The sequence below is a fragment of the Rhizobium sp. L51/94 genome, from assembly GCF_019355555.1.
GTDB lineage: Bacteria > Pseudomonadota > Alphaproteobacteria > Rhizobiales > Rhizobiaceae > Rhizobium > Rhizobium rhododendri.
In genome coordinates, this window is the sequence record NZ_CP072141.1 from 253,381 (window position 1) to 280,000 (window position 26,620).

General features: G+C 59.3%; 18 protein-coding genes, 1 tRNA gene and 1 rRNA gene (1 of these 20 cut by a window edge). 10 read left to right on the forward strand and 10 right to left on the reverse strand.

All coding sequences use genetic code 11. The features are described from left to right. Positions 1 to 38: 38 nt before the first annotated feature. The 4 genes from J5274_RS01290 to bcsA are packed head-to-tail and all read right to left on the reverse strand — an operon-like array spanning position 39 to position 7,442. Positions 39 to 1,796 (reverse strand): hypothetical protein, encoded by a 1,758-nt coding sequence (locus J5274_RS01290; RefSeq protein ID WP_142831547.1) that lies wholly within the window; start codon positions 1,794 to 1,796, stop codon positions 39 to 41. Further along, entirely contained in the window at positions 1,793 to 2,881 is a 1,089-nt protein-coding gene (locus tag J5274_RS01295; RefSeq protein ID WP_142831548.1) for a glycosyl hydrolase family 8, read from the reverse strand. Before J5274_RS01295 ends, J5274_RS01290 begins: the two co-directional genes overlap by 4 nt. Then, positions 2,875 to 5,205 (reverse strand): cellulose biosynthesis cyclic di-GMP-binding regulatory protein BcsB, encoded by a 2,331-nt coding sequence (locus J5274_RS01300; protein WP_161990997.1) that lies wholly within the window; start codon positions 5,203 to 5,205, stop codon positions 2,875 to 2,877. The genes J5274_RS01295 and J5274_RS01300 overlap by 7 nt, the downstream gene beginning before the upstream one ends. Further along, complete coding sequence (gene bcsA, locus J5274_RS01305; protein WP_142831550.1) at positions 5,202 to 7,442, reverse strand: UDP-forming cellulose synthase catalytic subunit; 2,241 nt, start codon at positions 7,440 to 7,442, stop codon at positions 5,202 to 5,204. The genes J5274_RS01300 and bcsA overlap by 4 nt, the downstream gene beginning before the upstream one ends. A 965-nt stretch (positions 7,443 to 8,407) precedes the next feature. Between bcsA and J5274_RS01310 the strand changes: the two genes are divergently transcribed. Next, positions 8,408 to 10,369: a methyl-accepting chemotaxis protein gene (locus J5274_RS01310; protein ID WP_219274732.1), complete on the forward strand. Its 1,962-nt coding sequence runs from the start codon at positions 8,408 to 8,410 to the stop codon at positions 10,367 to 10,369. Positions 10,370 to 11,240: 871 nt separating this feature from the next. Here the strand turns inward: J5274_RS01310 and J5274_RS01315 are convergent. From J5274_RS01315 to J5274_RS01330, 4 genes are all read right to left on the reverse strand, one after another. After that, positions 11,241 to 13,376: a methyl-accepting chemotaxis protein gene (locus J5274_RS01315; RefSeq protein WP_143123268.1), complete on the reverse strand. Its 2,136-nt coding sequence runs from the start codon at positions 13,374 to 13,376 to the stop codon at positions 11,241 to 11,243. A gap of 20 nt (positions 13,377 to 13,396) precedes the next feature. After that, positions 13,397 to 14,326, reverse strand: coding sequence for a substrate-binding domain-containing protein (locus tag J5274_RS01320; RefSeq protein ID WP_142831553.1), 930 nt, complete (start codon positions 14,324 to 14,326; stop codon positions 13,397 to 13,399). A gap of 428 nt (positions 14,327 to 14,754) precedes the next feature. Continuing rightward, entirely contained in the window at positions 14,755 to 16,476 is a 1,722-nt protein-coding gene (gene poxB / locus J5274_RS01325; protein WP_142831554.1) for a ubiquinone-dependent pyruvate dehydrogenase, read from the reverse strand. 147 nt (positions 16,477 to 16,623) lie between these two features. Then, on the reverse strand, positions 16,624 to 18,027 hold the full coding sequence (locus J5274_RS01330) for a PLP-dependent aminotransferase family protein (protein ID WP_142831555.1): 1,404 nt from the start codon (positions 18,025 to 18,027) through the stop codon (positions 16,624 to 16,626). A 366-nt stretch (positions 18,028 to 18,393) separates the two neighbouring features. On the opposite strand from J5274_RS01330, the gene J5274_RS01335 reads away from it, so the two are divergent. The 9 genes from J5274_RS01335 to J5274_RS01375 all read left to right on the forward strand — a co-directional run bounded on the left by J5274_RS01335 (position 18,394) and on the right by J5274_RS01375 (position 26,145). Then, a complete protein-coding gene (locus J5274_RS01335; protein WP_142831556.1) occupies positions 18,394 to 18,876 on the forward strand; it encodes an MSMEG_0572/Sll0783 family nitrogen starvation response protein in 483 nt (160 codons plus the stop codon). Between the two features lie 83 nt (positions 18,877 to 18,959). Next, entirely contained in the window at positions 18,960 to 20,003 is a 1,044-nt protein-coding gene (locus tag J5274_RS01340; RefSeq protein ID WP_142831557.1) for a Nit6803 family nitrilase, read from the forward strand. Then, positions 19,930 to 21,048, forward strand: coding sequence for an MSMEG_0568 family radical SAM protein (locus J5274_RS01345; RefSeq protein WP_142831558.1), 1,119 nt, complete (start codon positions 19,930 to 19,932; stop codon positions 21,046 to 21,048). Before J5274_RS01340 ends, J5274_RS01345 begins: the two co-directional genes overlap by 74 nt. Continuing rightward, positions 21,045 to 21,587 carry an MSMEG_0567/Sll0786 family nitrogen starvation N-acetyltransferase gene (locus tag J5274_RS01350; protein WP_142831559.1) on the forward strand — a complete coding sequence of 181 codons (543 nt, stop codon included), beginning with the start codon at positions 21,045 to 21,047 and terminating at the stop codon, positions 21,585 to 21,587. Before J5274_RS01345 ends, J5274_RS01350 begins: the two co-directional genes overlap by 4 nt. A 2-nt stretch (positions 21,588 to 21,589) precedes the next feature. Next, positions 21,590 to 22,564, forward strand: a complete 975-nt coding sequence (locus J5274_RS01355; protein ID WP_142831569.1) for a sll0787 family AIR synthase-like protein — start codon at positions 21,590 to 21,592, stop codon at positions 22,562 to 22,564. Beyond that, complete coding sequence (locus J5274_RS01360; RefSeq protein WP_142831560.1) at positions 22,561 to 23,718, forward strand: MSMEG_0565 family glycosyltransferase; 1,158 nt, start codon at positions 22,561 to 22,563, stop codon at positions 23,716 to 23,718. The genes J5274_RS01355 and J5274_RS01360 overlap by 4 nt, the downstream gene beginning before the upstream one ends. Further along, the gene (locus J5274_RS01365; protein WP_142831561.1) at positions 23,711 to 23,998 is read left to right on the forward strand and encodes an MSMEG_0570 family nitrogen starvation response protein; all 288 of its coding nucleotides are present in this window, start codon (positions 23,711 to 23,713) and stop codon (positions 23,996 to 23,998) included. The genes J5274_RS01360 and J5274_RS01365 overlap by 8 nt, the downstream gene beginning before the upstream one ends. A gap of 11 nt (positions 23,999 to 24,009) precedes the next feature. After that, positions 24,010 to 25,281, forward strand: coding sequence for an MSMEG_0569 family flavin-dependent oxidoreductase (locus tag J5274_RS01370; protein ID WP_142831562.1), 1,272 nt, complete (start codon positions 24,010 to 24,012; stop codon positions 25,279 to 25,281). Positions 25,282 to 25,284: 3 nt separating this feature from the next. After that, positions 25,285 to 26,145, forward strand: a complete 861-nt coding sequence (locus tag J5274_RS01375; protein WP_142831563.1) for a Pnap_2097 family protein — start codon at positions 25,285 to 25,287, stop codon at positions 26,143 to 26,145. Positions 26,146 to 26,358: 213 nt separating this feature from the next. On the opposite strand, the gene J5274_RS01380 is transcribed toward J5274_RS01375, so the two are convergent. Beyond that, positions 26,359 to 26,435: transfer RNA gene (locus J5274_RS01380), tRNA-Met, on the reverse strand. Between the two features lie 116 nt (positions 26,436 to 26,551). Next, positions 26,552 to 26,620: ribosomal RNA gene (gene rrf, locus J5274_RS01385) — 5S ribosomal RNA — on the reverse strand (it continues 46 nt past the right edge of the window).

Sequence of the window (26,620 nt, forward strand, 5' to 3'; positions counted from 1 at the left end):
TTCATCGCTTCCAACCTGCTTCGACGCGAAGTGGCCGCTCAGAACGGCCAGTTCTTCGAACCGACGACGCGCTTTTGTGGTGTAGGCTTTGCCGAAACGGTTCTGACGACGCGTTTTGGCTTCTTGGGCACGAAGGTTTTGAAGTCGTTCAAGCCCGGAAAGCGATCTGCATATTCGCGCTTGAGTGCGGCAACCTTGGTGAAATCCTTGCTTCTGCTCGCAAGAACCGCCTCGCCGATGACACCCCCCTCCGTCGGCTCCCACTCGACAGACTGCGCGAAAAGCGGTTGTGCTTCCTTCGTGCCCTTGTCTTTCAGCAGTTTCCAACCGAGCGCCTGCGCGCCAAGGGCAGACTTGGCGGCGAAGACATGGTCCTTGAAGGTCGCAATGTCCTTTTCATTGAGTTGCAGCTTGGAATCCTTGTCGGTCAGTTCACCCGCAACGATCTCGATATATTCCTTGCGTATGTCGTCCGACTTGTCCGCAAAGCGCGATGCCAGGGCCAATGCATCCTGAACCTTGTCCAGGTTTCGCAAGGTCAGGATGACGCCTTCGACATTTTTCATGTCGGGGCCGTAACGCGTGCCGGCAACAAACCAGGCATTGGCTGCCTGCCACTGCTGCTGGCTGTAATAATACCATCCGAACAGGCCCGCATCGGCCGCGGATTTTGCAGACTGGACATAAGCGCCGAAAGCCTGAAGCTCGCTTTCCGTCGGGCTCTGCGCCAGATGATCGCCGCTGGCAAACAATCCCATTTCCTTGCGTAGATTGTCGAAGGTGAAGTTGGCAAACTCGGATGTCCCGTCAGGCCCGATGCGTGCGAACGCCATCAGCGAGTTGGCGCCCGCAGGCGGCAGGAGAGCGCTTGCCTTCTGCATGGTGGCCAGCCGTTCCGGTGCTCCGTCGCACTCGGTCAGGATATACTTGTAGAGGTCGAAGGAACGGGCCATGTCGCCGGTTTTTGCGAGCGCCTCGCCAACCTGCCACATCGTGTTCATTTCGCTGCACGCCAGCAGCTGCGGCTGCTGCTGCGCCGTGGCGACGACCTGGGCCCAGTTGCCCTGCTGGTAGATGCGGTCGATCAGCTTGCGCGTTTCGCCGATCGCCAGCTTGGTCATCAGGTCGTTAGACGGCTTCCATTCCGGATTGCTGCCGGCCAGGCGCGCAATTTCGGCTCGCATGCCGGTGAAATTGCCGGCTCCGTACATATCCCACAAAGGCTGTTCGTTGACGGTCGTCGTTTGTGCACTGAAGAGGTCTTCGGACGCCTCCCAGGTTGGGTAAAGCCCTTTCAGCCGGCGTAGCTCTGCGCCGAGCCGCTTCAGGTCGCGGGTCTTGGCATAGTAGCGCAGCGCCGTGTCATCGACCTTGATCTCCGAGGATCCGGGCTGGGGTCCGGAAACGGTCACGTCTTTTGGAGTACCGGCGACCGATGGGCTACCGACAGGAAACTGCTGCGGCACGGGCGTCCTGACCACCGGGGCAGCCGCTGGCGATGCAGCGCCGGAGGCTGGCGTAAACGGATTTTGACCCGGCTCGACATTGACGATAACCGCCTGCGACTGCTGCGGTTTTGCATCAGGCAGGATGACGGGTTGTACGATTGGCTTCGTCGCCGGAGCCGGCGTAACCGTGTTGGAAACGGCATCCGGCATCACTACAGTTGCGCTTTGTGCCGCTGGGACGACGCTGTTGACCCAGCCAGCCCCGAGGTCCTCGGCGCTTGTGGTCGAGACGTGAGCGAAGTTCGGAAGCAGCAAGAATGCGCAACTGCAAAGCAGGACTGTTGTCATTGAAGATCGGGCAGACATCTTGGATACCTTTCTGCAAGTGCGATGAGACTGAGGAGATGCAAGGTCGATGGATAGTAATCGGTCGGCTGAAAAGCGGCGGCATGTACGGCCGTCTTCTCAGCGCCGAGGCTGCAAGCGACGAGGTCGACGACAGCGCGATATCCAGGATCGGGCAACACGGCGACAGGATCCGCCGTGTCAAGGTCGATGACGGCAGGCTTGCCACCGCTACGCTGCTCAAACGCAGCATTGAATTTCTCGAGAATGTCGGGGTAGTCCCTCGAGAACCAGGCCACATACATCGGCACCCGGATGGCATCCTGGCCGAATTGCGCGGCGTAGCCTGCTGCCGGTTGAGGTGTCCGCCCCTTCAGCGATATCCAGTCGGATGGCAACTCGGCGGGACCGAAACGCGCCATCCTGGTGAGTGACAGGCCGGTCGCGATCAGCTGGGTTGCTGGGAACCCCGCCGAGAGATCGCCAAGCTCCTTGATGGCCGGGTAGACCCAGTAGGAAAGATTGACGACAGGCCCATCCGGCTGTTCGTTGGCGCCGAAGCCCTTCGATCCCGGCAGAAGCGCCTTGCCAAAGCTCGTCTCAATAACCAGCCGGCTGGAGATGGCCTCGGCCACTGCCTTGGCGTCCCGGGCATAGGCTGCGTCCTGCCATTTCTGTGCAGCGCGGGCCAGCGCCCAGCCGATCAGCAGGTCTCCGTCCGTAGCGTTGTTGCCGTCCGTGACCCGTGGGGTCGCATTGGGATCCCATCGCCAGGCCGCCAATCCGTCGCCCCGGACATAGAGATTGGCCTTTGTCCAGTTCCACATGCGATCGAACATGCGGCGATCGCCCGTGGATGCGGCAATCAACATGCCGTATCCCTGCCCTTCGCTGTGGCTTACCCCGCCGGCTCGGGTATCGATCACACGGCCTTCAGGCGTGATGTAGTCGCTCCGGTAGAGAAGCCACGATCCCGTAACCAGGTCGTCCGCGATCAGCCCTTCGTCCTGTCCGTGACTGATGCCCGCCGAGCCGGCCAGGGTCCCGACAATCAACAGGGACCTGACCAGCAGTTTTGCCTTTACCATTTCGGACGCCCCAGCTTCAGCAGCAGGAATGTCGAGGCACCGAGGAGAAGTGCGGCGATGATCTGTGCAAGCGTGTATTCCAGTACGTGGTGGGAAAACCAGCCGGCAACGATCAGCCGCAGATTACCCGCATTCGCAGGCTGGGTCTGAAACAGCGCAACCTTGCTCGGCGCGATCTCGTCGATGACCTGTCCGGTCGTCGAAAATGCCTGCACGGATCCATTCAGCCGGGTCCAGGTCGACCGGTCCATGATGGCATCGACGGTTGCCGTCAGCCCCTGTTCGGATGGCGATGCGACAACAGTCCAGACGCCGGCAGCGCCCTTCATGTCTTTCTGTGCAATCAGCAAGGCGGTTTCCGCCTTGGGCTGGTAGCGGACTTCTTCCGGCTGGCCCATGGCCGAGACTTCATGGCGCAGCTTGTCGATCTGCGCCCCGACGCGATCTGTCAGGACAGTCTTGATCTGACCGACATATCCCAGCATTTGCCCGGTGACGTCGCCATCGGTGCCTGTGGCCGGCGCTGTGTCTTTGGTATCGCGGAACGAAAGAGCAGACGCGACCTCTTGCGTCGGCGCATTGATGGCCGGTCCCGGGCTTGTAATGCGGGTCGAAAGATCGAGGCCCGTCGGCGTCACAACATCGGAAGGAAGCTGGCTGAACGTCCCGAACGCCATGACATTCGGCTGATGAAGATCCGGTACCGTGGCGGTGACGTTGACCGGCAGTATGTGGCCGGACGAATAAGCCATCTTGGCCATGAACGAAGCGGCGGCACTGAGCGCGGTCGAGTTGAGGTTCGGTACATAAAGCGCGATCGGCGCACTGCCCACCCGCTCGTCGAAGGCACTGCCGGAGACCAGGGCGGCAATATCCGGATAGCGGCCGACGCGGGCGAATTGCGGAACCTCGAGGAAGCTCTTGCCGAGCACCAGCAGGCGCGGACGGTCTTCTCCCCCCTTGCCGACGGGGTCGCAGGTCACGTCGGCAGGAACGGGAAGCCGGGCTTCGAACTGGATGGTGTTCTCGCCGGGACGAAGCTTGCTGAGCGGCACCGGAAGACGCTGGTCGTCGATCAGGCCGCTGCGACTGGAACCGAGATTGATATCGGCGACCGTCTCGTCGTTTGCCCGGACGATCAGTTCCGCATCGCGCGAAAGATTTGCGGCATACTGTGCGCTCAGGTGCAGGACGAGGGAGCCATAGTCGCCGGGATAGAAATCCGACGGCATCGAAAAGTTGATCTGCTGCTTGTAGAGACGGCCCGAAAATGGTTCGGCAATCAGGCCGAGGTTACGCAAGGGCACTGTCGAGCCCGGCGAAAGCAGGCGACCCTTGCTGTTGGCCAGCGCCCTCAGCCCCTGTGGGGTCCCGTCCGACTGACCCTTTTCCGCCTCGGCCTTGAGGATTTCAAGCGATGCATCGACATCGGCTGCGGTCCGGCCCGTGACCACGAGGGTCTGACCCTTGCCGTGTCCGGCCGGCAGCACGTTGATACCGTCCTTGAGGATTGAATCTGCCTGCTGGCCGAGAATTTCGGCAACGGTGCCCCGGGTTCCGACGACGACGCCGATGCTGCGGTCATCCGCCGCCTGCTGGCCGATCGATACCGCAGGACGGTCGAAATTGCCGATGATCGTCAAGGCTTCGATCGCCGTGATGGTGCGATTGTAGTCGGTACCGGTTGCGCCGGGGGCGATCGAGCCCTGGATGGCGGTGCGACCATCGATCATGCCGCCGCGGGCGATCAGATCCGGCATCGTGTCGCCCATCAGCCTGCCGCCTTCGGAAAATACAAATCCGCTGCGCTCTGGATCGATCTGCGTCCACAATTCGTAAGTTGCATCGATCGAGCAATCGACGCGGTGCTTCTGGTCCACAAGGATGGAGACGGCATTGTAGCCTGGCTGGATGACGCCGTTCGGCACCTTCATCTCGACGCGATACGGTGCGCCTGACTGCAGCTTGATGGAACCGACATCCTGGTCGTTGACGAAAACGCGCATGGAGGAGTTTTCCGGCGCAGCGGAAATTGCCGTCTGCATCCAGAGAACAAGTTTCGCAGAGCCTGCGATTTCCGAGGGAAGCGCATAGAACGGATATTCGTTGCTGGTGCTTTCCCCGTTGAAGAACATCCCGCGGCGGTCGGCGCCAATGCGGCGAAGGTTACGGTCGTCGGTTTCAACGGACATCTTGTCCGAGGAATGGGCGGCAGGTGCGGTGCCCAGCGAAAAAGCCTGTTGCGAATGGGCGAGCGAGGCGTCGCAAACCACGGCGAACGCAGCGCCGGCAAGGGCGAGCTTGTAACGAGCGAGGGAGTTCATTTCGCACCTTCCTTGAGGTTTGTTTCGACGAAAGATTTGGCCACGTTGTTGTTGGCGGGAGCTTTGTCCTGCGACGGCTGGCGACGGGCCCCTGCCGAACCGCCGACCATCGCCCATCCGAGAGCCTTGATCGGGCTGGTCACTGCCCAGCGCATCAGCACGGCCGTTGCGACGATGATGTTGCGTCGTTTTTGTCTGCTCGACCGGTTCGCACGCACATCGCTGAGATCGCTGAGGATCAATTCTGCGATGACCGGGTAGTGGTGCGGTTCCGGATCGAATTTCAGCGTCAGAACCTGCTGGTCGAGCGCCGGCTGGGCGGCGACGGTGATCGGCATGGATATGACGATCATGCCTGAACTTGGCTTGACCACCGAAAGCCTGCCGTAGTCGCCCTTGCGCATGGCCTGGGCGACGCCCTTCGGCAAGGTGACAGTGGCGCCGGCAGACGAGGCCTTGTTGACAACGCCGTGGATGGTGGCCTGGGCAAAGGTCAGTTCGACGTTGACCTTGGACGGCAGTTCGATGCCGGAAACATCGTTGCGACGTTCGGTGATGACGCCAAGCGCAGCACCGGCAATGATGAGATTGAGCAGGTTCCACGCGCCGACGATCAGCAGCAGATTGCCGATTTCAGGCTCGGTATTGTAGCGATAGGCGGAGAAGGCGAGCGTACCGGCGAGGATGGCGAAGATCACGAAATAGGGCAGCGAAAGTTCGGAAAGGCGCTCGCCCGTCGTGTTCTGGCCCTTTGCCGTCACGTTGAAGGTTGGCCTGCGCGGATGGAGCACGACGCCGACGATGGCACGGAAAAGATAGACCGACTGCAGATATTCATAGAGTTCGGAAATCCAGGGCCAGCGAACGCTGCCGTAGAGATAATTGCGAATCAGTTCGCTGACGATGAGATAGGTGATCGTGTGGGCGATGAAGTCCTCGGATGAGGCAACGAAGATCTTCATGTTGAGCAGAATGAAGAGCAGCGGTGCGATGACGAAGACTGCGCGGACAAAGGGAAAGAACCAGAAGAGGGCACTGGACAGGTAGCAGATGCGCTGGGCGAAGCTCAGTCCGCTTTTCAGCAGCGGGTTCTTCAGCAGCAGGATCTGGACCATGCCACTGCACCACCGGGTGCGCTGTCCAATAAAGCTGGAGAAGGTTTCGGGCTGGAGGCCGGACACCAGCGGCTTGTCCACATAGACGCTGTTCCAACCACGCGAATGCAATTCGAGCGCGGTCTCGCAGTCTTCCGTGATGGTGATACCGGAGAAGCCGCCGACTTCTTCCAGGGCTTCGCGACGAAGAACCGCCGCCGAACCGCAGAAAAACGAGGCATTCCAGCGATCGAGGCCCTTCTGGATCTTTCCGTAGAACATCTCGTTCTCGGAAGGCATCGTCTTGAAGGTATTGAGATTGTGCTCGACCGGATCGGGGTTCGAGAAGAAGTGCGGCGTCTGCACCAGGAACAGGTTCTCGTCTTTGGCGAAATAGCCAACGGTCTCGAGCAGGAAATTACGTTCCGGCGCATGATCGGCGTCGAAGACGACGATCAGTTCGCCATGGGTGTTCATTAGTCCGGCGTTCAGGTTGCCGGCCTTGGCATGGACGTTTTCAGCGCGCGTCATGTAGGTCACGCCGAGATCGGCACAGAGATCCTTGAGCATGGCGGCTCTGACTTTCGCAGCCTCGGCGACATCGGCATTGTCGGAAAACCGCTTCTGTTCAGTGCCACCATCGTCAAGCAGGAAAACCTTCAGCTTGTCCTGCGGATAATACATGGCTTTTGCAGCCGAGAGCGTCAGCGCCAGGATATCGCTGCTCTCGTTGTAGGAGGGCACGAAGACGTCGACGCTCGGGGCATCCTCGTCGCTCAGCCGTGGCGCATCTTCGCGCTCCAATGGATCAGAAATAACAAAGAGGCTGATAGCGAGCATAACGACGCAGTACATCTCGGCGAGATAAAGTATAATTGCCGGAAAGAAAGAGTACAGATCATCTATGGAGGGAAGTGTACTTGTCGTACGCCAGTATGCGTACCTCAAAATGACGATTGAACCCAAAGCCAAGAAAATGTGGCGCCAGATCCCATCCAGCTTCAAAAGGCTGATGACCAAGAGAACAACAATGATGCTCACAGAAAGAAAAAGCTGCACCGAGTTACCCAACGGCTGGGTAATAAGGAATGCAGCAAACAATGCACTCAGCATCCATAGAAAAAATGTCGCAATCTTACTCATTACGCCGCCTCATATGTTAACAAGTTGTTTGTGTTAACAAATGATTGACCAGAATAATCGATCCTTCAACAGGAAATTATCGATTAAAAATTATAGCGATTTTTACTAAAATACCGCATTAGAATATGCGTCGCATAAACCGCCATAAAAAATGAAATTTTACTAATTTAGGCGTATTTTTGGATGAAAATTTTTAATTGGAAGCCACTTTCTCGATAATGCTATTTTATAAAAGTAGTTAATTCCAATGGTTGTTTTGGCTCAAAATCACACGAAAAAAGATAGTTGCAGCACAATAGTTTTTCCCGCGCCCAGCAGAACCAAATTTATCACTGAGATCAGCTATGAATTGCGGCTCAAAATGACTGCCTTTCTACTAATCTTTTGCCGCTTTAATAAGCATTTATATTTTTAGAATAGGCCCATTAAACAACCGCTCATATATCCGGACTCTGCCATCCAAGAGTTAAACAAGCACCAATGATCCTGGCTCACCTCCAAGTCCGGAGTTATTTCGTAAGGCAAATATAAAAATTTTAGGATCGGCACGCTTCTTTTGATTGGGGCAATCGCTCGAAAATAAAACGGCCCAACGCCATCCCTACCGCTTTAGCGTTCATCTCTCGGCATCAAAAAGGCAGCGTCACATGTCTGCTCTTCTTCTCAAAAAGCAGTTGAACATATCGAACTACGATGACGATATCAGCCTTGCTTTCTTGCCCGTCGCCGCCGGCTTTGCAGCCTCGCATTCCTGTGATCAAAGACCCGCTCCGGCAGTAAACAGAAAGTATCGTCTTCACGGCCTGAGGTTTCGTCCTTGACGGCTTATCAAGGACACAGCAGAGACTTTAAGGTTAATCGACCCTGTATGTTCGTAAGTTAAAATAAACTTATTCTTCATTTTAGTCATCTAGAAGGTTCTTAAATAATTTTACGAATTATGGCGCAAGCGACGGGTCGTTATCATGAAAAATATCTCGATTATTGGAAAATTCCTGTCCATCATGGCGTTGTTTGGCGTCTTTGCCATCGGGGTGGCGAGTTATGCTGCCTTCCAGATCAAGGCAACCGATACGGCCTACAGTAATCTTCTGGATCACGAGACAATTGCTGCGCTGTACTCCGCTCGCGCAAACAGAGCCCTGCAGGGCTCACGCGCTGCAATCGGCGACTTGCTGATAGCCCGGTCGGATGAAGCCAACGCGAAGGCTTCGAAGGAATTCCAGACCCAACATGATAATTTTATCAAATACATGGATCTGGCGATCGCAGCCCTGCCTTCATACAAGGACGCGCCGTCCCTCAAGGCGGATAGCCTGGCGTTGATCGATAACACCTGCGGCAACACGGTTGCTCTCGCCAAGAAATCGACGACGGCGGACGATATTTCGGCAAGCCAGGAAGTATTCCTGAAGGAATGCCAGCCAGGTTTCGCAACCTTGTTGCCGCGTTTCACGCAAATGGTGGACACGATCTCTGCTGCAAGCAGCCAGAACAGCGACGACCTCACCGTGTCGTCCAATCACACGGCAGTTCTCACCATCGTCGGTGTTGTCGGCGGACTTCTGGTTGTCCTTACGATTGGCTTCTTTGCAATCCGTTCGTGGCTTGTGATGCCGATCCGGGGCCTCGCCGAGACGATGGGGACGCTCGCCGGTGGCGATCTGTCTGCGAACGTTGCCGGTACCGAGCGCCGTGACGAAGTCGGAACGATGGCTAAGGCCGTTCAGGTCTTCAAGGACAACGGTCTGCGCAGCCTCCAGCTGGAGCAGGAAGCAGCCACTGTCCGTAACACAAGCGAAGCCGAACGTGCCCGCACTGCAGAGGCGGACCAGAGGCGTGCGAGCGAGATGGCTCAGGCTACGTCCGGTCTTGGCGATGGCTTGCAGCATCTCTCCAGCGGCGACCTCACCTTCCAGCTCAACGAACCGTTTGCGGCTGCCTTCGAAGGCTTGCGGTCGGACTTCAACAACACGGTCGAACGCCTCCGCGAGACACTTTCGTCCGTGAGCCAAGCAACCGGCTCGATCGACAGCGGTTCCCGCGAGCTTAGCCAGAGTGCCAACGATCTTTCCAAGCGGACCGAGCAGCAGGCTGCGGCCCTTGAAGAAACTGCAGCAGCCCTCGACCAGATCACCACCAATGTCGCGAATTCCTCCAAGCGCGCCGAAGAAGCCCGCTCGGTGGCAATCGAGGCCAACCAGTCAGCCCGTCAATCCGGAGAGGTTGTCTCCAATGCTGTCGATGCCATGCAGCGGATCGAGCAATCCTCCACCCAGATCTCAAACATCATCGGCGTCATCGACGAAATTGCCTTCCAGACAAACCTTCTCGCCCTGAATGCAGGCGTCGAGGCCGCACGTGCCGGCGAGGCCGGCAAGGGTTTTGCTGTTGTCGCGCAGGAAGTGCGTGAACTGGCTCAACGCTCAGCGCAGGCAGCAAAGGAAATCAAGGGTCTGATCCGCAATTCGGCAACCGAAGTCGAAAGCGGCGTCAAACTGGTGACCGCCACTGGCGAAGCCCTCAAGATCATCGAAGGCCAGGTCATTTCGATCAACACCCAACTCGACGCTATCGCAACGTCCTCGCGGGAACAGTCGATCGGACTTGCCGAAGTCAACACGGCCGTCAACCAGATGGACCAGGTTACCCAGCAAAACGCGGCGATGGTCGAGGAAGCCACGGCGGCCAGCGTCTCGCTAGCAGACGAGTCCGACAAGCTTCGCCAGTTGATCAGCCAGTTCCAGCTCGGACGCAGCGCTCCATCCACGACAAGCACCAAAAGCAGAATCACCAGCCATGCTCCAACCCCGATCCACGCAGGGCAGAAGCCTGTGGCCTCCCCGGCAAGGCGCATGGTAGGCCAGGTCGCAAAAGCTTTCGGCCTCAACACCGCCGCCAAAGCCGAAAGCTGGGAAGAGTTCTGAGCCCAAACGTAAGAGCATGTCAGCCACTCCGAAGGGCCCGTATCACCGATACGGGCCCTTCGCGTTTCATCTCTCCACCCGCGCCACCATAAAGGCGTCGTGTTACGGTGCGCAAAAGCCGCTTTGATCCCAGTCACGGCAGCCTTGGGCTGCTTTCGTCTTGTTGGGGTGCGGGAAGATCTCTCCCTCGAGCGCGTCACTCGACGACAGCAATGCGCGGCATTCAGGTTGCAGTCGAATGCCTGCCGCCTTCAGCCAAGCCGATCCACGCGACAGTCACGACGATGGTAGAATAAATACGGACTGGTGATGAGGGCCCCAAGCCAGAAACGGCTCTGCCGGCGATGCTCGGCCGGCGGGACTGCTAGTTGGGCACCGCGGCAAATAACGACATGGCGAGCCAGAAGCCCGGGAAGGACCGAAGCGAGGTTGAGATAGCCGAGGCGCGGCATCGCCTGCAGTTATCACCATAACGTCGAGAGACCTGGTGGTGCCGCGAGCAGTGAAGCAAGTGTCCTGCCGATGTTTGCAGGTTTAGGTTTTTCGAGCGGAACGCTCTCAGGGTGGCATCGGCAGCGGCGGTTAACCGGGCATGAGCAGGGTCAATCGGTTTCAAGCCCGGCTTTGCCTGAGGCGTGCCGCTGGTTAACTCGGTCACCCAAGCTCCGGATGCGCTTTGGCGCTGCATGTAGCGGAAGTGGGCGCAGAGCTCACCACTTGAAATGCTATTCACCCGGCTGAAGAACTTTTGATGACGGGCGAGTGTCGGCCATCTACTTCGAAGAATGCAGCACGGATCGTGCAAGGAATTGTTCCCCGATAACCTCTGGGCAAGCTCGCCCGGCCTCGATAGCCGGGCGACTGCCTGGGGTTACGATGCCAGGGCGAAGGGTTGGTGGCCGTGGGAGCGTTGGGTGCGGAAGCGGCCGATCATGTTGGCGAGATTTTCCGTTTCCTGGCTCAGGCCTTGGGCTGCGGCGGTCGTTTCTTCCACCATGGCGGCGTTTTGCTGGGTGACCTTGTCCATCTGGTCCGCTGCGGCAGAAACTTCGCGGAGGCTGGAGGCCTGTTCGCGTGCGCTCGTCGCAATTTCACCCACGGTTCCGCTCATCGCGACGACCTGCTGGACGATTTCCCGAAGCGAAACGCCGGACTGGCTGACGAGATTGACACCCGTGGCCACCTGCGTCGACGAGGCGGAAATCAAAGTCTTGATCTCCTTTGCAGCGCTGGCGGAGCGTTGGGCGAGCTCGCGGACTTCCTGTGCGACGACAGCAAAGCCCTTGCCGGCCTCACCGGCGCGCGCTGCCTCGACACCGGCGTTCAGCGCAAGCAGGTTGGTCTGGAAGGCGATTTCGTCGATAACGCTGATGATATTGCCGATCTTCGACGAGGAAGCCTGGATTTCCGTCATGGCCTCGATGGCGCTTGCGACGATCTCGCCACCCTTCTCGGCGTTGATACGGGCGGTCGCAACTGTCGTCTGTGCAAGGCTTGCACCCTCCGCAGTTCCGTTCACGCCACGCGTCACGTCTCCGAGTGCAGCAACGGTCTCCTCGAGCGAGGCTGCCTGTTGCTCTGTTCGCCGTGCGAGATCATTCGAGGCCGTGGAGATTTCGCTCAGTCCGGAGCGGATCGTGCTGACGGCATGGATGACCGACTGGATTGCCTCTGCAAGAGATGCGACGGAGTTGTTGAAATGGTCGCGGATCGTCTCGTAGCGGGCATCCACCGCGCCGACGCGGACAGTCAGATCGCCTTGCGACAGCGCGTCGAGCCCGGCCGAAATCTGCTGGAAAGCGTGCTCCATGGAGCGTGCGTCCGACAGACGCTCGGATTCCTGACGGAGCCTTTCGTCTTCCGCTGCAATGCGGCTGCGCTCGGCGTTTGCTTCCGCGATCAGCTTGGCGCGGCCGGTCTCCTGGAAGATTTTCAGCGATCGCGCCATGGCGCCTAGCTCGTGCTGGTATTCCGTGCCTTCGACGGCGATGGTATCGTCGCCGCGTGCCAGCCTCTCCATGGCAAGCGCCATGCTGCGCACTGCCGCAGAGATGAGGCGGCCGATGGCGTAGGAGAGAACCAACCCAACGAGAATGAGCATCGCGCTGATGACCAGCGTCTTCGTCGTGGCGGATTGCACGGTGCTTTCCACCGAGCCGTCCAGCGCCGTTTGCGAGTTGGTGATCGTTGACTGCAGGCTTTTGAAACCACTGGCAATTTTCGGAGCAAGGACATCGAGCTCGCTTTGCCGGATCGCGTTGCTTGCGAGCAGTACATCCTTCACGTCGCCGAGACGGGCGGTGTAGTTTTGCATAAGGCGGGCTGCCCCGGCGATGCGCTTTTGCTGCAATTCGTTGGGCGCGATTTTTCCGAGCGCCGTATTGCGGTCGACCGCCTCCTTCAGCGCAGCCTGTGCACTTTCATAGGCCTGGAGATCGTCGGCGTGGACGAAGCGTTCGGAGAAATAGAGGCTTCGGTTGAATGCCTCCAGAGCGTCGCCCGCCAGATGAAGGGTGCTGACGTCACCCTGTCTCCACGCGCTGCGCATCACGTCGTTCAGCGCTATGCTCGTCCATGGTCCGAACTGGGTGACTTTGCCGATCAGCGCGTCTCGCTTGGTGTGGAGTGCGACGATCTTTTCGAAGGCCTGGCTGTAGGTGCCGATCTCCGCGCGGATCTCGACCATCTGCTGCTGCAGTTCCTGGTTGCCGGACAGACGCGGGTCGTCAAGCGAAAATGCCTTCACGCCTTCCTTGAAAGACTGGACGACGTCGGCGCTGGGATTAGTACGGAAGCTTTCTGCGGCCAGCTGGATTTCGTGCAGCCTGTTGCTGTAGTCCGAGACCGCGACGCTCTGTCCGGCGGTGGCGCGGTAGGAAGTGAACATCGAAGCGAGACCGCTCATGCCGTTGATCGCGCTCAGCGACAATACGCTCATCAGCAGGATAAGAGGCAGGAAGCCAACGGTAATTTGGGTCCGGATACCCAATTTTTTCCAGATTTTCATGTGATTGATCCTTGGCTCTCTTACTGGCTCTTAGGCAGATATTTGGCGACGTTGTCGGCGGTCACGAGTTCGAACGGGATGTAGATTGTCTTCGGCACGCTCTCGCCCTTTATCAGTTTCAGCGCCGCGTCCACCGATCCTGAACCCTGCCCTGCCGCGTTTTGCAGGATCGTAACGTCCAGATCACCGCGCACGATGGCGGCCAGTGCGTCATCGGTGGCATCGACCCCGGCGACCACCACTTTGTTCATCGGCACGTTGGCCTTCTTCAAGGCCTTGATTGCTCCCAGAGCCATCTCGTCGTTGTTCGCAATCACCGCATCGAACTTGACGCCGGCAGTCAGCCATTCCTGCATTTGAAATTCGGCAAGCTGCGGCGACCAGTTTGCGGCCTGCCGCTCGACGACATGGATCTGCTTGCAGTCATCCGTCGCCAGCACTTCGGCAACATCTTCCGTCCGCTTGCGAGCAGCCGCATGGAACAGCTCCCCCATCAGGATGACCACATTGCCCTTGCCATGCAGTTGCCGGCACACTTCCTTTGTCTGGAGCGTGCCGGAATCTTTCTCGTCCGAGGCGACGAGGGTCTGCTTCTCCGGGAGTTCGGCGAGGTTGGCTGGCTCGTTGTTGACGTAGACCAGCGGAATTTTTGCATCGCTGGCGATCTTGGAAAGTTCGGCACCCATGTCACCGTCAGCGGGACCGACGATCAACGCGTCGACCTTGTCCGCGACGAATTTTTTGACGGTTTCCATCTGCTTTGCGGCATCGCCACCGGCGCTTTCCATCGTGATCTTGACCCCGGGGATCTTTGCACCGTGATCGGTGATGCCGGCGGCAAGCGCAGTCTGGAACTTGTCCATATTGGCCATGGAGACACCGATGGTCTCAGCCGAGGCGGCACTGGAATAGAGACAAGCTATAGTTAGGATGAGGCGAATTTTACACATGTGAATCACCAGTTGCGACGTTCTTTTCCGCACACTGGTTCAAATTATTTAAGTAAATGTTGATTTCAATTTTTAACGAACTTGAAACTTATGTTATAAAAATAACAAACGACTTCGTGGTTGTAGTTTCATGATAAAAGTCAATTTTTGAAGAGAATTATTACCATGAAGAATTATAAAAATTACAAATTATACGCCTCCATAGATTCATTACTGAATACATAAAGACGGATACTAACTATCTCTTACAGTAAGCATCAGGAAAGGCGTCAAATCATCTGCAAAATTTGGGGCGCCTTCGTGTTTCGGCGCCTATATCTACAACAAAAGAGATCCGGCGCATAACGCAGACCGGATTGCGGCGCTCACACCAGGCTGCCGCATTCCACTCCTGAAACGGTATAGTCTGCGGCAGGCACCCGGGGCGATCATCGTTTGAGGTTGGCCTTGGCGAGGTCCACGAGCTGGTTCGCTCTTCCGTCCAGCACGGCTGCCATCATGAAGAGACCAAAATTGAAGGCCTCGCCGAACGTCGTCTTCGGTGGCATCACAAGCTCCTGCCGGGCGCTGACCACGTCGACGAGCACCGGACCGTCATGGGCCAGCGCCTCCCGCAACGCTGCTTCGAGATCCAGCGGCCTCTCCACCCGGATACCCTTTATGCCCATGGCTTCAGCCATCGCCGCAAAGTTGGGGTTCTTGAGGTCACAGCCTACATCGAGGAACCCGCCCGCCTTCATTTCCATCTCGACAAAGCCGAGCGTACCGTTGTTGAGGACGATGACTTTGACAGGCAGCTGCATCTGGGTAAGGGTGATGAAGTCGCCCATCATCATGGTGAAGCCGCCATCCCCCGACATCGAGATGACCTGGCGTTCTGGGAAAGCTGACTGGGCACCGATGGAATGCAGCAGGGCGTTTGCCATCGAGCCGTGGTTGAAGGAGCCGACCAGCCGGCGCTTGCCGTTCATCTTGAGATAGCGAGCCGTCCAGGCAATCGGGGTTCCCACGTCGCAGGTGAAAATGGCGTCTTCAGCCGCCAGTTCGCTGACCAACCGCGTCAGATATTGCGGATGGATTGTGCCGCTTTCCGGATCTGGCACCGCCAGCGCATCGAGCTCCTTGCGCGCCTTCGCGTAGTGGGCAAGCGCATTGTCGAGAAAGCGGCGGTCGGTCTTTTCCGTCAGATGGGGCATCAGCAGCCTCAAGGTCGACGCGACATCGCCCAGTATGCCGACATCCAGCCTGCAGCGGTTGCCCAGCGCTTCCGGCCGGACATCGACCTGCGCGATCAGCGCCTTTTCGGGATAGAACTGACGGTAGGGGAAATCGGTGCCGAGCAGAAGCAATGCATCGCACTCCTTCATCGCAGCGTAGCCCGAGGAGAAGCCGACGAGGCCGGTCATGCCGACATCGTAGGGGTTGTCATACTCCAGATATTCCTTGCCCCGGAGCGAGTGGATGATCGGAGCTTTCAGCCGGGCTGCAAGCTCGACGACCTCGTCATGCAGCCCGGCGCACCCCGCGCCGCACATCAAAGCCACCTTTTTCGAGGAATTCAGGATTTCCACGAGCTTGGCGACCTCCGACGCGTCGGGGATCACCTTCGGCATCTTCGGCGTGAGCCACGCCGGCACGACTGCCTTGGTCTGCTTCAGGGCGACGTCCCCCGGAATGACGACGACTGCCACGCCTTTCCTGCCAACCGCCACCCTCATCGCCCGGGCAAGGATCTGCGGAAGCTGGTCGGGATTCGATACCAGCTCGACATAGTGGCTGCATTCCTTGAACAGATGCTCGGGATGCGTTGCCTGGAAGTAATCGATACCGATTTCCGAGCTCGGGATATGCGCTGCAATTGCGAGCACCGGCACCCCGCTGCGGTGGCAGTCGAAAAGGCCGTTTATGAGGTGCAAGTTGCCGGGGCCGCAGCTGCCTGCGCAAACGGCGAGTTCGCCGGTCAGATGCGCCTCGGCACCGGCTGCGAATGCAGCACCTTCCTCATGACGGACGTGCACCCAGTCGATCGTCTTCAGGCGCCTGAGAGAATCGGTAAAGCCGTTCAGGGAATCGCCGACAACGCCGTAGATGCGCTTCACCCCCTGCTGCTGGAGGGCCTCTGCGATGTAATCGGCCACCGTTCTTGACATCGAACTCTCCTGTCTGGTTTCAAAATAACCTAGGCGGGTTCCGCTGGACGGCAAGGCAGCTCGCACGCGCGTAAAACGCATATCGGGGATGCATTATAGCCAGGAACCCCAAGCTCAGGCTTGCCCGGGCTGCGGCCGGCAAGTCGGTCAGAAGAAAGCGCCGGCCGTTTGGGGCGAGCCTTCGAGCGCATGCCCCATGAATTCCAGCGCGCCTTTCAGCGTATCGCGACGGATCGGGCCGCCGAGGCAGACGCGAACGGCTTCCTCGGCCGGACCGTCGACGGTGAATGCATCGCTGGCAACGACGCCGATGCCGGACGAGCGCATATGTGTCCCGAACGTCGAACGTGTCCATCCCCCGATGAGCGGAAGCCATATGTTGAAACTGATGGGATCGCTCTTGTAGCTCCCAGGCGGCAGGAGTTCCGCGACAAGCGCCTGGCGGGCTGCGGCCTCGCTGCGGATGAAGCGAAGGATGCTGTCGGCTGTCCCGTCCTCGATCCAGCGTGTGGCAAGGGCGGCAGACAACGGCGACGCCATGACGCTTGCGGCACGCATGGCACTGGCGAAGGGCCAGGCAGCCTTGGTATCGGGCACGACGACATAGGCAAGACGAAGGCCGGCGCCGATGCACTTTGCCAATCCGCCGATATGCCATGTGAGATCCGGCGCCATGGCGGCAAGGGGTGCCGGACTGTGCAGGGGAATGAACCCGTAGGCATCGTCCTCGACGATCGGGACATGGTATTTGCGAGCAACCGCGCAGATTTCCTCCCGACGCTTCTCGGGGATGGTCAGCGTCATCGGATTTTGCAGCGTGGGATTGAGATACAGCGCCTTCGGCTTGCCGGTCTTGCAGACCTCAGCGAATGCGGCAGGAATAATGCCCAGCTCGTCCATTGGCAGGCCGACCAGATTGAGGCGCAGCTGGGCTGCGATCGAACGCATGCCGGGATAGGTGATGTTTTCCGAAAGCACCGTTTCGCCCGACTTGGCGAGAAGCCCGAAAATCGCCAGAAGAGCCGGATGTGCTCCGGGCGTTACGAAGATTCGCTCCTGGGACGGCACAAGACCGCGCCGACTAAGCCAAGACGCCGCCGCTTCCTTGTCGATCCCGGCACCTCCGAAACCTTGATAGCGCAACAGCGGGATCAGGTTGGTGGCAACAGCGGAAAGCCCTTCCTGCATGCGGGCGAGAAGAGCCGGATCTTCCGGCTCCGGCGGCATGTTCATCGAGAAATCGACGACGGATGTGCGCCGGCTATCGAGCGCGGCATCGGCGATGAACCCGCGCCGTTCTTTTTCCCGTCCACCCGTCACAAAGGTCCCGCGTCCCACATGGGTTGTGACAAGACCGCGCTTCTGCGCCTCGACATAACCGCGCGCCACCGTCGTGAAATCCATGGAAAGCTGTTTTGCGAGTTCGCGTTGCGGCGGCAGCCTGTCGCCGACCAGAAGCTTGCCGCTCCTCAGATCCATTTCGATGACGTCGGCGATCACCATATAGCGGGGACCGTTGCTGCGGGAGAGATCTGGAAGCCAGGTTTTCATGGATGCTCGTCGTATTGCATGATTGACTGCAGATTGTTGCTTTCCCTATCCGCCGTGTCAACCACACCAGCCACGTAAAAATGTAATTATATCGCACGTAGGCCCTTCCAGTCTCGCGCCCGCGACGCCTCAAGCTTTTAGTGACTGTATATTGACTGCACCAAAAGTAGTTCGATAAGCACGGATTTTTGGCAGACGATTGCCTTGGATATGACGAGGCAATCGCTCGGATTGACAAGTTGACTGGTTTATTGACTGCAATTTTGGCCCTTTTGAACGTATATTAGGCATAAAGCGTACTGGCACGTCCTTTGCAAATGAAAGATGGCGCCCATCGCAGGGCCGACGTCAAAACAGGAGCCAAACATGCCAGCAATCACAGCACCGGCCCACGCCGACGGAGACTTTTTCGTCGATTACGAAGAGAAGGTTTTTGAGGACATCCAGGCCAACGAGGGCGAAAAAGCGCTCGTCACCTTCCACACCGTCGCCTTCGAAGGGTCCATCGGCCTCGTCAACCTGCTGCAGGCCAAACGCCTGAAGCGCAAGGGCTACGACACGTCCATTCTGCTCTACGGCCCGGGCGTGACGCTCGGCATCCAGCGCGGCTTCCCCAAGCTCGGCGCCGAAGCTTTTCCGGGGCACCTCAATTTCAATAACCAGATCAAGGGCTTCCTCGAGGAAGGCGGCAAGGTCTATGCCTGCCGTTTCGCGCTGCAGGCCCTTTATGGCCACGGAGAGCCGGCACTGATCCCGGGGATCACGCCCATCAGTCCGCTGGATGTGCTCGACCTGATGTTGATCCACCGGCGCGCCGGCGCGGTCATTCTCGACACCTGGACGCTCTGACCCAGCAAGCGCTGCCGATCTCGGCAGTCCATCCCGGGAGGCGGATCGCCTTCGCCTCCTTCCCTCAATCCAAGGAATTCGTCATGGAGAAAAGCAGAACTGTCCGGGCAGCAGCCGCGCAGATTGCACCGGACCTGACCTCGCGGGACAAGACGCTCGCCCGCGTGCTGGAAACGATCCGCGATGCCGCCTCGAAGGGCGCCGAACTGATCGTCTTTCCCGAGACGTTCGTCCCTTGGTATCCCTATTTTTCCTTCGTCCTACCGCCAGTCCTGTCCGGTCGTGAGCATATCCGGCTCTACGAGGAAGCCGTTACGGTTCCGAGCCCCGCAACGGATGCGGTTGCCTCGGCCGCGCGCGAGCACGGCATCGTCGTCGCTCTCGGCGTCAACGAGCGGGATCGGGGCACGCTCTACAATACGCAGCTGGTGTTCGACGCAGATGGCACCCTCATTCTGAAGAGACGCAAGATCACCCCGACCTTCCACGAGCGGATGATATGGGGACAAGGCGATGGGTCCGGCCTGAAGGTCGTGGACAGCAGCATCGGTCGTGTTGGCGCGCTGGCCTGCTGGGAGCATTACAATCCGCTCGCCCGCTACGCGCTGATGGCCCAGCACGAGGAAATTCACATCGCGCAATTTCCGGGTTCCATGGTCGGCCCGATCTTTGCCGACCAGATGGAGGTGACCATCCGTCACCACGCGCTGGAAAGCGGCTGTTTCGTCGTGAATTCCACCGGCTGGCTGTCAGACGAACAGATCGCCTCGATCACACCGGACGAAGGTCTGCAGAAAGCACTGCGCGGTGGCTGCATGACGGCGATTATATCACCCGAGGGCAAGCACCTCGCTCCGCCGATTACGGAGGGTGAAGGCATCCTGATTGCCGATCTCGACATGAGCCTGATCGTCAAGCGCAAGCGAATGATGGACTCGGTCGGTCACTACGCGCGCCCCGAGCTGCTGCATCTGGTGATCGACGATCGGCCCGCTTCCCCCATGGTCACCTCATATCTTTCTCTCGAAACCGCACCGGCAAGGAGCACGATCGATGAACACCACACCTCAGCTTTCGACGGAAACCCTGATCAACGAGCTGCAGTCGTTCGGCGCCAGGCTGGTTGATCCGAAGGCCGGTCACGAAAGCCGTCGCGGTGGCGCCGGTCCTTCCGACCATAAGGCGCTGACGATCGACGGAATGACGGTGATGGTCCCCGTGCACACCGCGCCGGCGTTCGAAAGCCCCTATCTCGTGGAAAAGCCGGATGAGACCGGAAACAGCCGCATCAGTCGCGATGGCGTTGTCATCGGCGAGGTGTCCTTTCCGCTGCGTCCACGTTTCTACGATTTGTCGACGGCAGACGGCGTCCCCTACTCGCAGATCGCCGTACTTCATGGACGCGACGTGCTGGCGACAACCGTGCTGCAGACCTGCATTCGCTACCAGAGCCGGACGAAAACCTGTCAGTTCTGCGCCATTGGCCAGTCACTCGCGGCAGGCCGCACCGTCGCCCACAAGACCCCGGCGCAACTGGCCGAGGTCGCAAGGGCCGCCGTCGAGCTCGATGGCGTCAAGCACATGGTGATGACGACCGGCACGCCGAAAGGCGACGACCGCGGTGCTGCGGTGCTTGCGGAAAGCGCCCGCGCCATCAAGGCCGCAGTCGATATTCCGATCCAGGCTCAATGCGAACCGCCGGAAGACGACATCTGGTTTTCGCGCATGAAGGACGCCGGCGTCGATGCGCTCGGCATGCATCTGGAAGTCGTCACACCCGAGCTACGGGCTCGGATCATGCCCGGCAAGGCGCAGGTCAGCATCGGGAAATACATGGCTTCGTTCAAGGCAGCGGTCGATGTCTTCGGGCGCGGCCAGGTCTCGACCTATATCCTGGCGGGCCTCGGCGACACGCGCGAAGCGATCCTCGATATCTGCAGGGAGCTCGTGGCGATCGGTGTCTATCCCTTTGTCGTGCCCTTCGTGCCGATCTCCGGAACGCCGCTCGAAAGCCACCCTGCCCCGAAACCGGAATTCATGCATTCGATCCTCGGGCCGCTGTCGAAGATGCTCGTCGAAACCGGCCTAAAGGCGGTCGACATCAAGGCTGGCTGCGGCAAGTGCGGCGCCTGCTCCGCTCTTTCGACCTATGAAAGGATGCTGACCAGATGATGATCGAACCGTTTGCACCCTTCCGCACCGGTGAATTCCAGGTGAAGTTCGCGACATCCGACTGGGAGCGCCGCCAGGCCCATGCCCTTCGCCGCGACGTCTTCTGCCGTGAGCAGAAACTCTTCGATGGCGACGATCGCGATGAGATCGACAATCACGCCATCTCCATCGTCGCCCTGTCGATGCTCGGCATAGCTGCCGACCGGCTCGTAGGGTCGGTGCGAATCCATCAGGCAGAACCGGGCCTCTGGTGGGGCTCGCGACTTGCCGTGCATGAAGATTTCCGCAGGATCGGCGCGCTGGGCGCAACGTTGATCAAGCTCGCCGTATCCTCCGCCAACGCCATGGGCTGCCACACGTTTCTCGCCAACGTGCAGATCCAGAACGGCCTGCTCTTCCGCCGCCTGCACTGGGATGTCGTCGAGGAGTTCGAAATTTACGGAAAACCGCATCTGCGCATGAAAGCGGACCTCACTTACTATCCGCCTTGCACGACGCCAAAGGCCGGTTTCGTCGCTCTTGCAAAGAGGGCCGCGTGACGATGCCAGCCATCGATCTCAAGGCAATCGCCGAGACACTAGGGGCCAGCAAAGGCATCGCTGCCAAGCACGATATTGACGCCATCACAGCGGCTCTCGGCGTCAAGACGCAATCCGTCCCGGTTGGCGACGACTGCGCGGCCTTGCCGGATGGTAACGAATACCTGCTGTTTGCCATCGAGGGCTTCATGAACGCTTTCGTCGCTGCCGATCCGTGGTTTGCAGGATGGTGCGGCGTCATGGTCAATATATCGGATATCGCCGCAATGGGTGGGCGGCCAGTCGCGGTCGTCGATGCCATCTGGGCAGATGGAGAGGCCGGCGCGGCCCCGGTTCTCGCTGGCATGCGCGCAGCGGCGGAAGCCTACGGCGTGCCGATCGTCGGCGGCCACACCAATATCCGCACCGATCGCAGCCAGCTATCCGTCGCCATCCTCGGCAGGGCAAAACGGCTTCTGACCAGTTTCGATGCAAGACCCGGCGATGTGCTGGTGGCCGCCATCGATCATCGCGGCCGCTATCGCTTGCCTTTCGACAACTGGGAGGCCGCAACCGAAGCGCCTCCGGAACGGCTGCGCGGCGACCTCGAAATCATGGCGCGGATCGCGGAAGCTGGTCTTTGCCTTGCCGCCAAGGACATCAGCCAGGGCGGTATCGTCGGCACGGCTATCATGCTGGCGGAATGTTCCGGCATTGGTATCGACATCGACGTGTCAGCGATCCGCCTGCCCGATGGCATCATCCTCGAGCGTTGGCTGGCAACCTTCCCCAGCTACGGATACCTGCTTTCGGTCGCGCCGGAGAACCTCGGTGCCGTGCTCGCCCTTTTCTCCGCCCGCAGCATCACAGCCGACGCCATCGGCACGGTGACAGCGGCAACTACGGTGACGATCACCGATGGCAGCGAGCGGATCGTCATCCGCGATTACGCCGAAACGCCCCTGATGCAACTTCGGCCTGGCGAGGTTGCGGCATGACCCGGCCTTTGCGCATCGCCATGCTGACGCACTCCACCAACCCGCGCGGAGGTGTAGTCCATGCCATGCAGCTATCCGAGGCATTGACGGCGACGGGGCACGAGGTCGTGCTCCACGCACCCGATACGAAAGGCACCGGCTTTTTCCGCCCAACCGCCTGCGAGACAGCAGGCTTTAAAGTCCAACCCGCCGCAACAGACATGACGGCCATGGTCGAGCAGCGCATCGAGGATTACGTCAGCTATTTCGAACGAGCGGGCGCGGGAGAATTTGACATTTTCCACGCGCATGACGGCATTTCCGGAAATGCCCTGGTGACGCTCAAGGCGCGCGGCATGATCCCCGCCTTTGTCCGCACGGTCCATCATATCGACCAGTTCGCCGATCCGCGTCTCATGGCGCTGCAGGACCGCTCGATCACCAGCGCCAATGCCTTTTTCGCAGTCAGCGCCCTCTGGCAGACAGCCTTGCAGACACAACACGGCATCACGTCCACCGTCGTCGGAAACGGGGTCGATACCCAACGCTTCGCCCCGGCCTGGAGTGGCGAGCAGGCAGCACTGCACGATCGTATCGGCCTGCAGCCCGGCCCCGTTTTCCTCAGCATTGGCGGCATCGAGGCGCGCAAGAACACGATCGGAATCCTCGATGCCTTCCGTCAGTTGCGCGCCGTCAAGCCCGATGCGCAACTTGTCATCGCCGGCGGCGTCTCCCTGCTGGACCACAGCGCCTACCATGAGGAATTCCACTCTCACCTGCGCAGCCTGCACGACGATGCCTCTGCCGTGCATATCATCGGCGCGGTGTCCGACGACGACATGCCGAACCTCTATCGGCTCGCCGATGCCCTGGTGTTCCCGTCGCTCAAGGAGGGATTCGGGCTCGTCGTGCTGGAGGCGATGGCCAGCGGCACGCCTGCAATCGTCCCCTCCATTGCGCCGTTTACCGAATATCTCTGCAGCGAAGACGCCATCTGGTGCGACCCCCACCATTCCGCCTCCATCGCCGAGGCCATGGCACTGTCGCTGGTGCCGAAGATCCGCGACCGCATCATCGCCCGTGGACTGGAAGTGGCCGGCAGGTTCTCCTGGCGCCGCGTCGCCGAAGCCCACCTTTCCACCTATGCAACTTTGAAGGAGGCAGCAAATGCCTGAAATGCGCTTCGTGATCACCTGGCCCGATGGCACAGACGAGACCTGCTATTCGCCGTCGCTGATCATCCGTGATTTCCTTGCCGAGGGCGAAAGCTATCCGGTGGCTGATTTTGTCGAGCGCAGTCGCAAGGCACTGACCATCGCCAGCGATCGAGTCGAGGCGAAGTATGGGTTCGCCTGCTCGGCAGCAAACGACCAGCTCGCCCGCATCGAAAGCGCAGCCGAACCTTTCCTTGCCGGCGAGGATGCCCGCATCCGCTGCAAAAGCTTCATCCTGTGAAAGGACATCCGATGACCCGGTCCCTCAACACCCATTACAGCACCGTCGTCGTCGGTGGCGGACAGGCCGGCCTTTCCGCCAGCCACTACCTCAAGAAGCACGGCATAGACCACGTCGTCTTCGAGGCGAAAACAGTCGCCCACAAATGGCAGAACGAGCGCTGGGATGCCTTTTGCCTTGTCACGCCGAACTGGCAATGCCAGCTTCCGGACCATCCCTATGACGGCCCCGATCCTCACGGTTTCATGGTCAAGGACGAGATCCTCGCCTATCTCGAGCGCTTCGTGAAAAAGGTGGATGCCCCCGTCCTCGAAGGCACACGCGTCACGGCGCTCGAAAAGACCGGCGACGTTTTCCGCCTCGAAACGTCTGCCGGCAATGTCACCGCCGACAGCGTCGTGCTTGCAACAAGCCTCTACAGCCGGCCGTTCGTGCCGCGCGCCGCAGAGCGACTTCCCGCGACCATCACTCAGGTCCATACGGCAGATTATCGCAATGCCGCGCAACTTCCCGAGGGCGCCGTCATCGTCGTCGGCTCCGGCCAGTCCGGTTGCCAGATCGCCGAAGACCTGCATCTCGCCGGCCGCAAGGTCCACATGGTTACTGGCAATGCGCCACGCTGCGCCCGCTTCTATCGCGGCCGCGACGTCGTCGACTGGCTGGCCGATATCGGCCAATACGACATCACTATTGCTCATGACGGGATGACGAAGAAGAAGCACGATACAAATCACTATCTGACAGGCCGGGATGGCGGACGCGACATCGACCTGCGCAAGTTCGCCCTCGAAGGAATGTCGCTTTACGGGCGGATGACCGGCGTCTCGGACGGAAAAATGCTGTTCGAGCCGAACCTAAAGGCCAACCTCGACAACGCCGACCGCGTCTACAATGGCATCAACGCCCTCATTGATCGCCACATCGCTGAAAAGCGCATCGAAGCCCCGGACGGCAGCCCTTATGTTCCCCTGTGGGAGCCCGACGCCGAGCCAGGAGAACTCGATCTCGAGGCCGAGGGCGTCACCTGCGTCATCTGGGCGACGGGATTTACTCCCGACTGGTCCTATGTCGGCCTGCCGTTCTTCGACGGCACGGGCTATCCCGTACAGCAACGCGGCGTCACGGGTATCGCCGGCGTCTACGTTCTAGGCCTTCCCTGGCTCTGGACCTGGGGCTCCGGCCGCTTCCTCGCCGTCGGCCGCGATGCCGAATATGTCGTCGGCCACCTCGCAAGGCATCTCGATCGGGCCGGCAGTCCGTTGAAGCAAGCAGCGAGTGGCTGACCGATGAACATTGCCTTGCGGACGCCCGGGCTCGGGGAGCGCTCTCCGCGTGACCTCGTGGACCGCGCGCTCGATCCTTATCTCCTGATCGGCATGCCACATCTGACGCCATACGGCCTGTCGGAAACATGGCTGATGAAAGAACTGGGGCATCGCCACTGGCTGATGCTGGCGCGCGAACTGGACATGGAGAATGCCGATTTCCGAACAGCCGAAGGAAACGAAGCCTACGCCGCCATTTGCGCCACCTCGCTGAAAGCCGAGGGGTTCGGCGACGTGAAGGCAAACGACATCCTGACGATACGCTCAAAGCTGTCAGCAGTCTCGATGACGCAGACGTCCACGACCCACGAACTCTCCGTCAAGGGCAGACACATCGGAAACGCCGAACTGATTTCCACGTTCGTGCATCGGCGAACCGAGGGCTGCAATCGCTCCATCGCCCGTGTCGCGGTCAGCAAACCCAGACCGGAGATCTACAAACCCAGCCAGCTTTCAAAAACTGCCACCGATCTTCGTAACCGCCGGTTCGACCAACACTGGGGCCTGCCCGTCATCGCCGCGAAACCGCTGCAGACGTTCGGCTTCACGCCCAGCCCGTCACAGGAATTCAACGGAGCAGGCCTATTCTATTTCGCAGAATTCCAGGCCATGGCCGAGCGCGCACTCGAGACTTTCATTCCAGACAAGCCGCCAACCACCCACCGCGAGGTTTTCTTTCTAGGAAACATAGAGACAAACGAAACCGTCTTTTTCGACCTCCTCTGCTGCAACGCCCAAACTGAAACCTTTTACGGTCAACTCCGCCGAACGACAGGAAAAGTCATCGCCACGATGTTCATAAGATGTAACGAAGTAGCCTGAACGCCAAACGGCCCGCGTTCGTTATGACGCGGGCCTAGTGATATCGCCGTCATGCATGCAGTGAGAGATTTGGGTTGCGAATACCGGATCCCCACGGGCAACAAAGCGCGAAGCGCTGATATGGTGGCCGACGCCCGAACGCGGAGCGGCCCGCTGTCATTATGACGCGGGCTTGGTGGTGCTGTGCTGGTGCATTGATGTTTGATTGGGATTTGGTTGCGGGGGCAGGATTTGAACCTGCGGCCTTCAGGTTATGAGCCTGACGAGCTACCGGGCTGCTCCACCCCGCGGAAAGTCGTGTTGTTTGCGTTTGGGTTGTTGCAAACGGTATTGGTTTGTTGGTTTGGGCCGACTTTGTGTCGATGTTTGTCTGTGCATGTTGATGAGATTATGTTGCGATTTGCAGACCTGGCAGCGACCGACTCTCCCGCGTCTTAAGACGGAGTACCATAGGCGCAGGGGCATTTCACGGCCG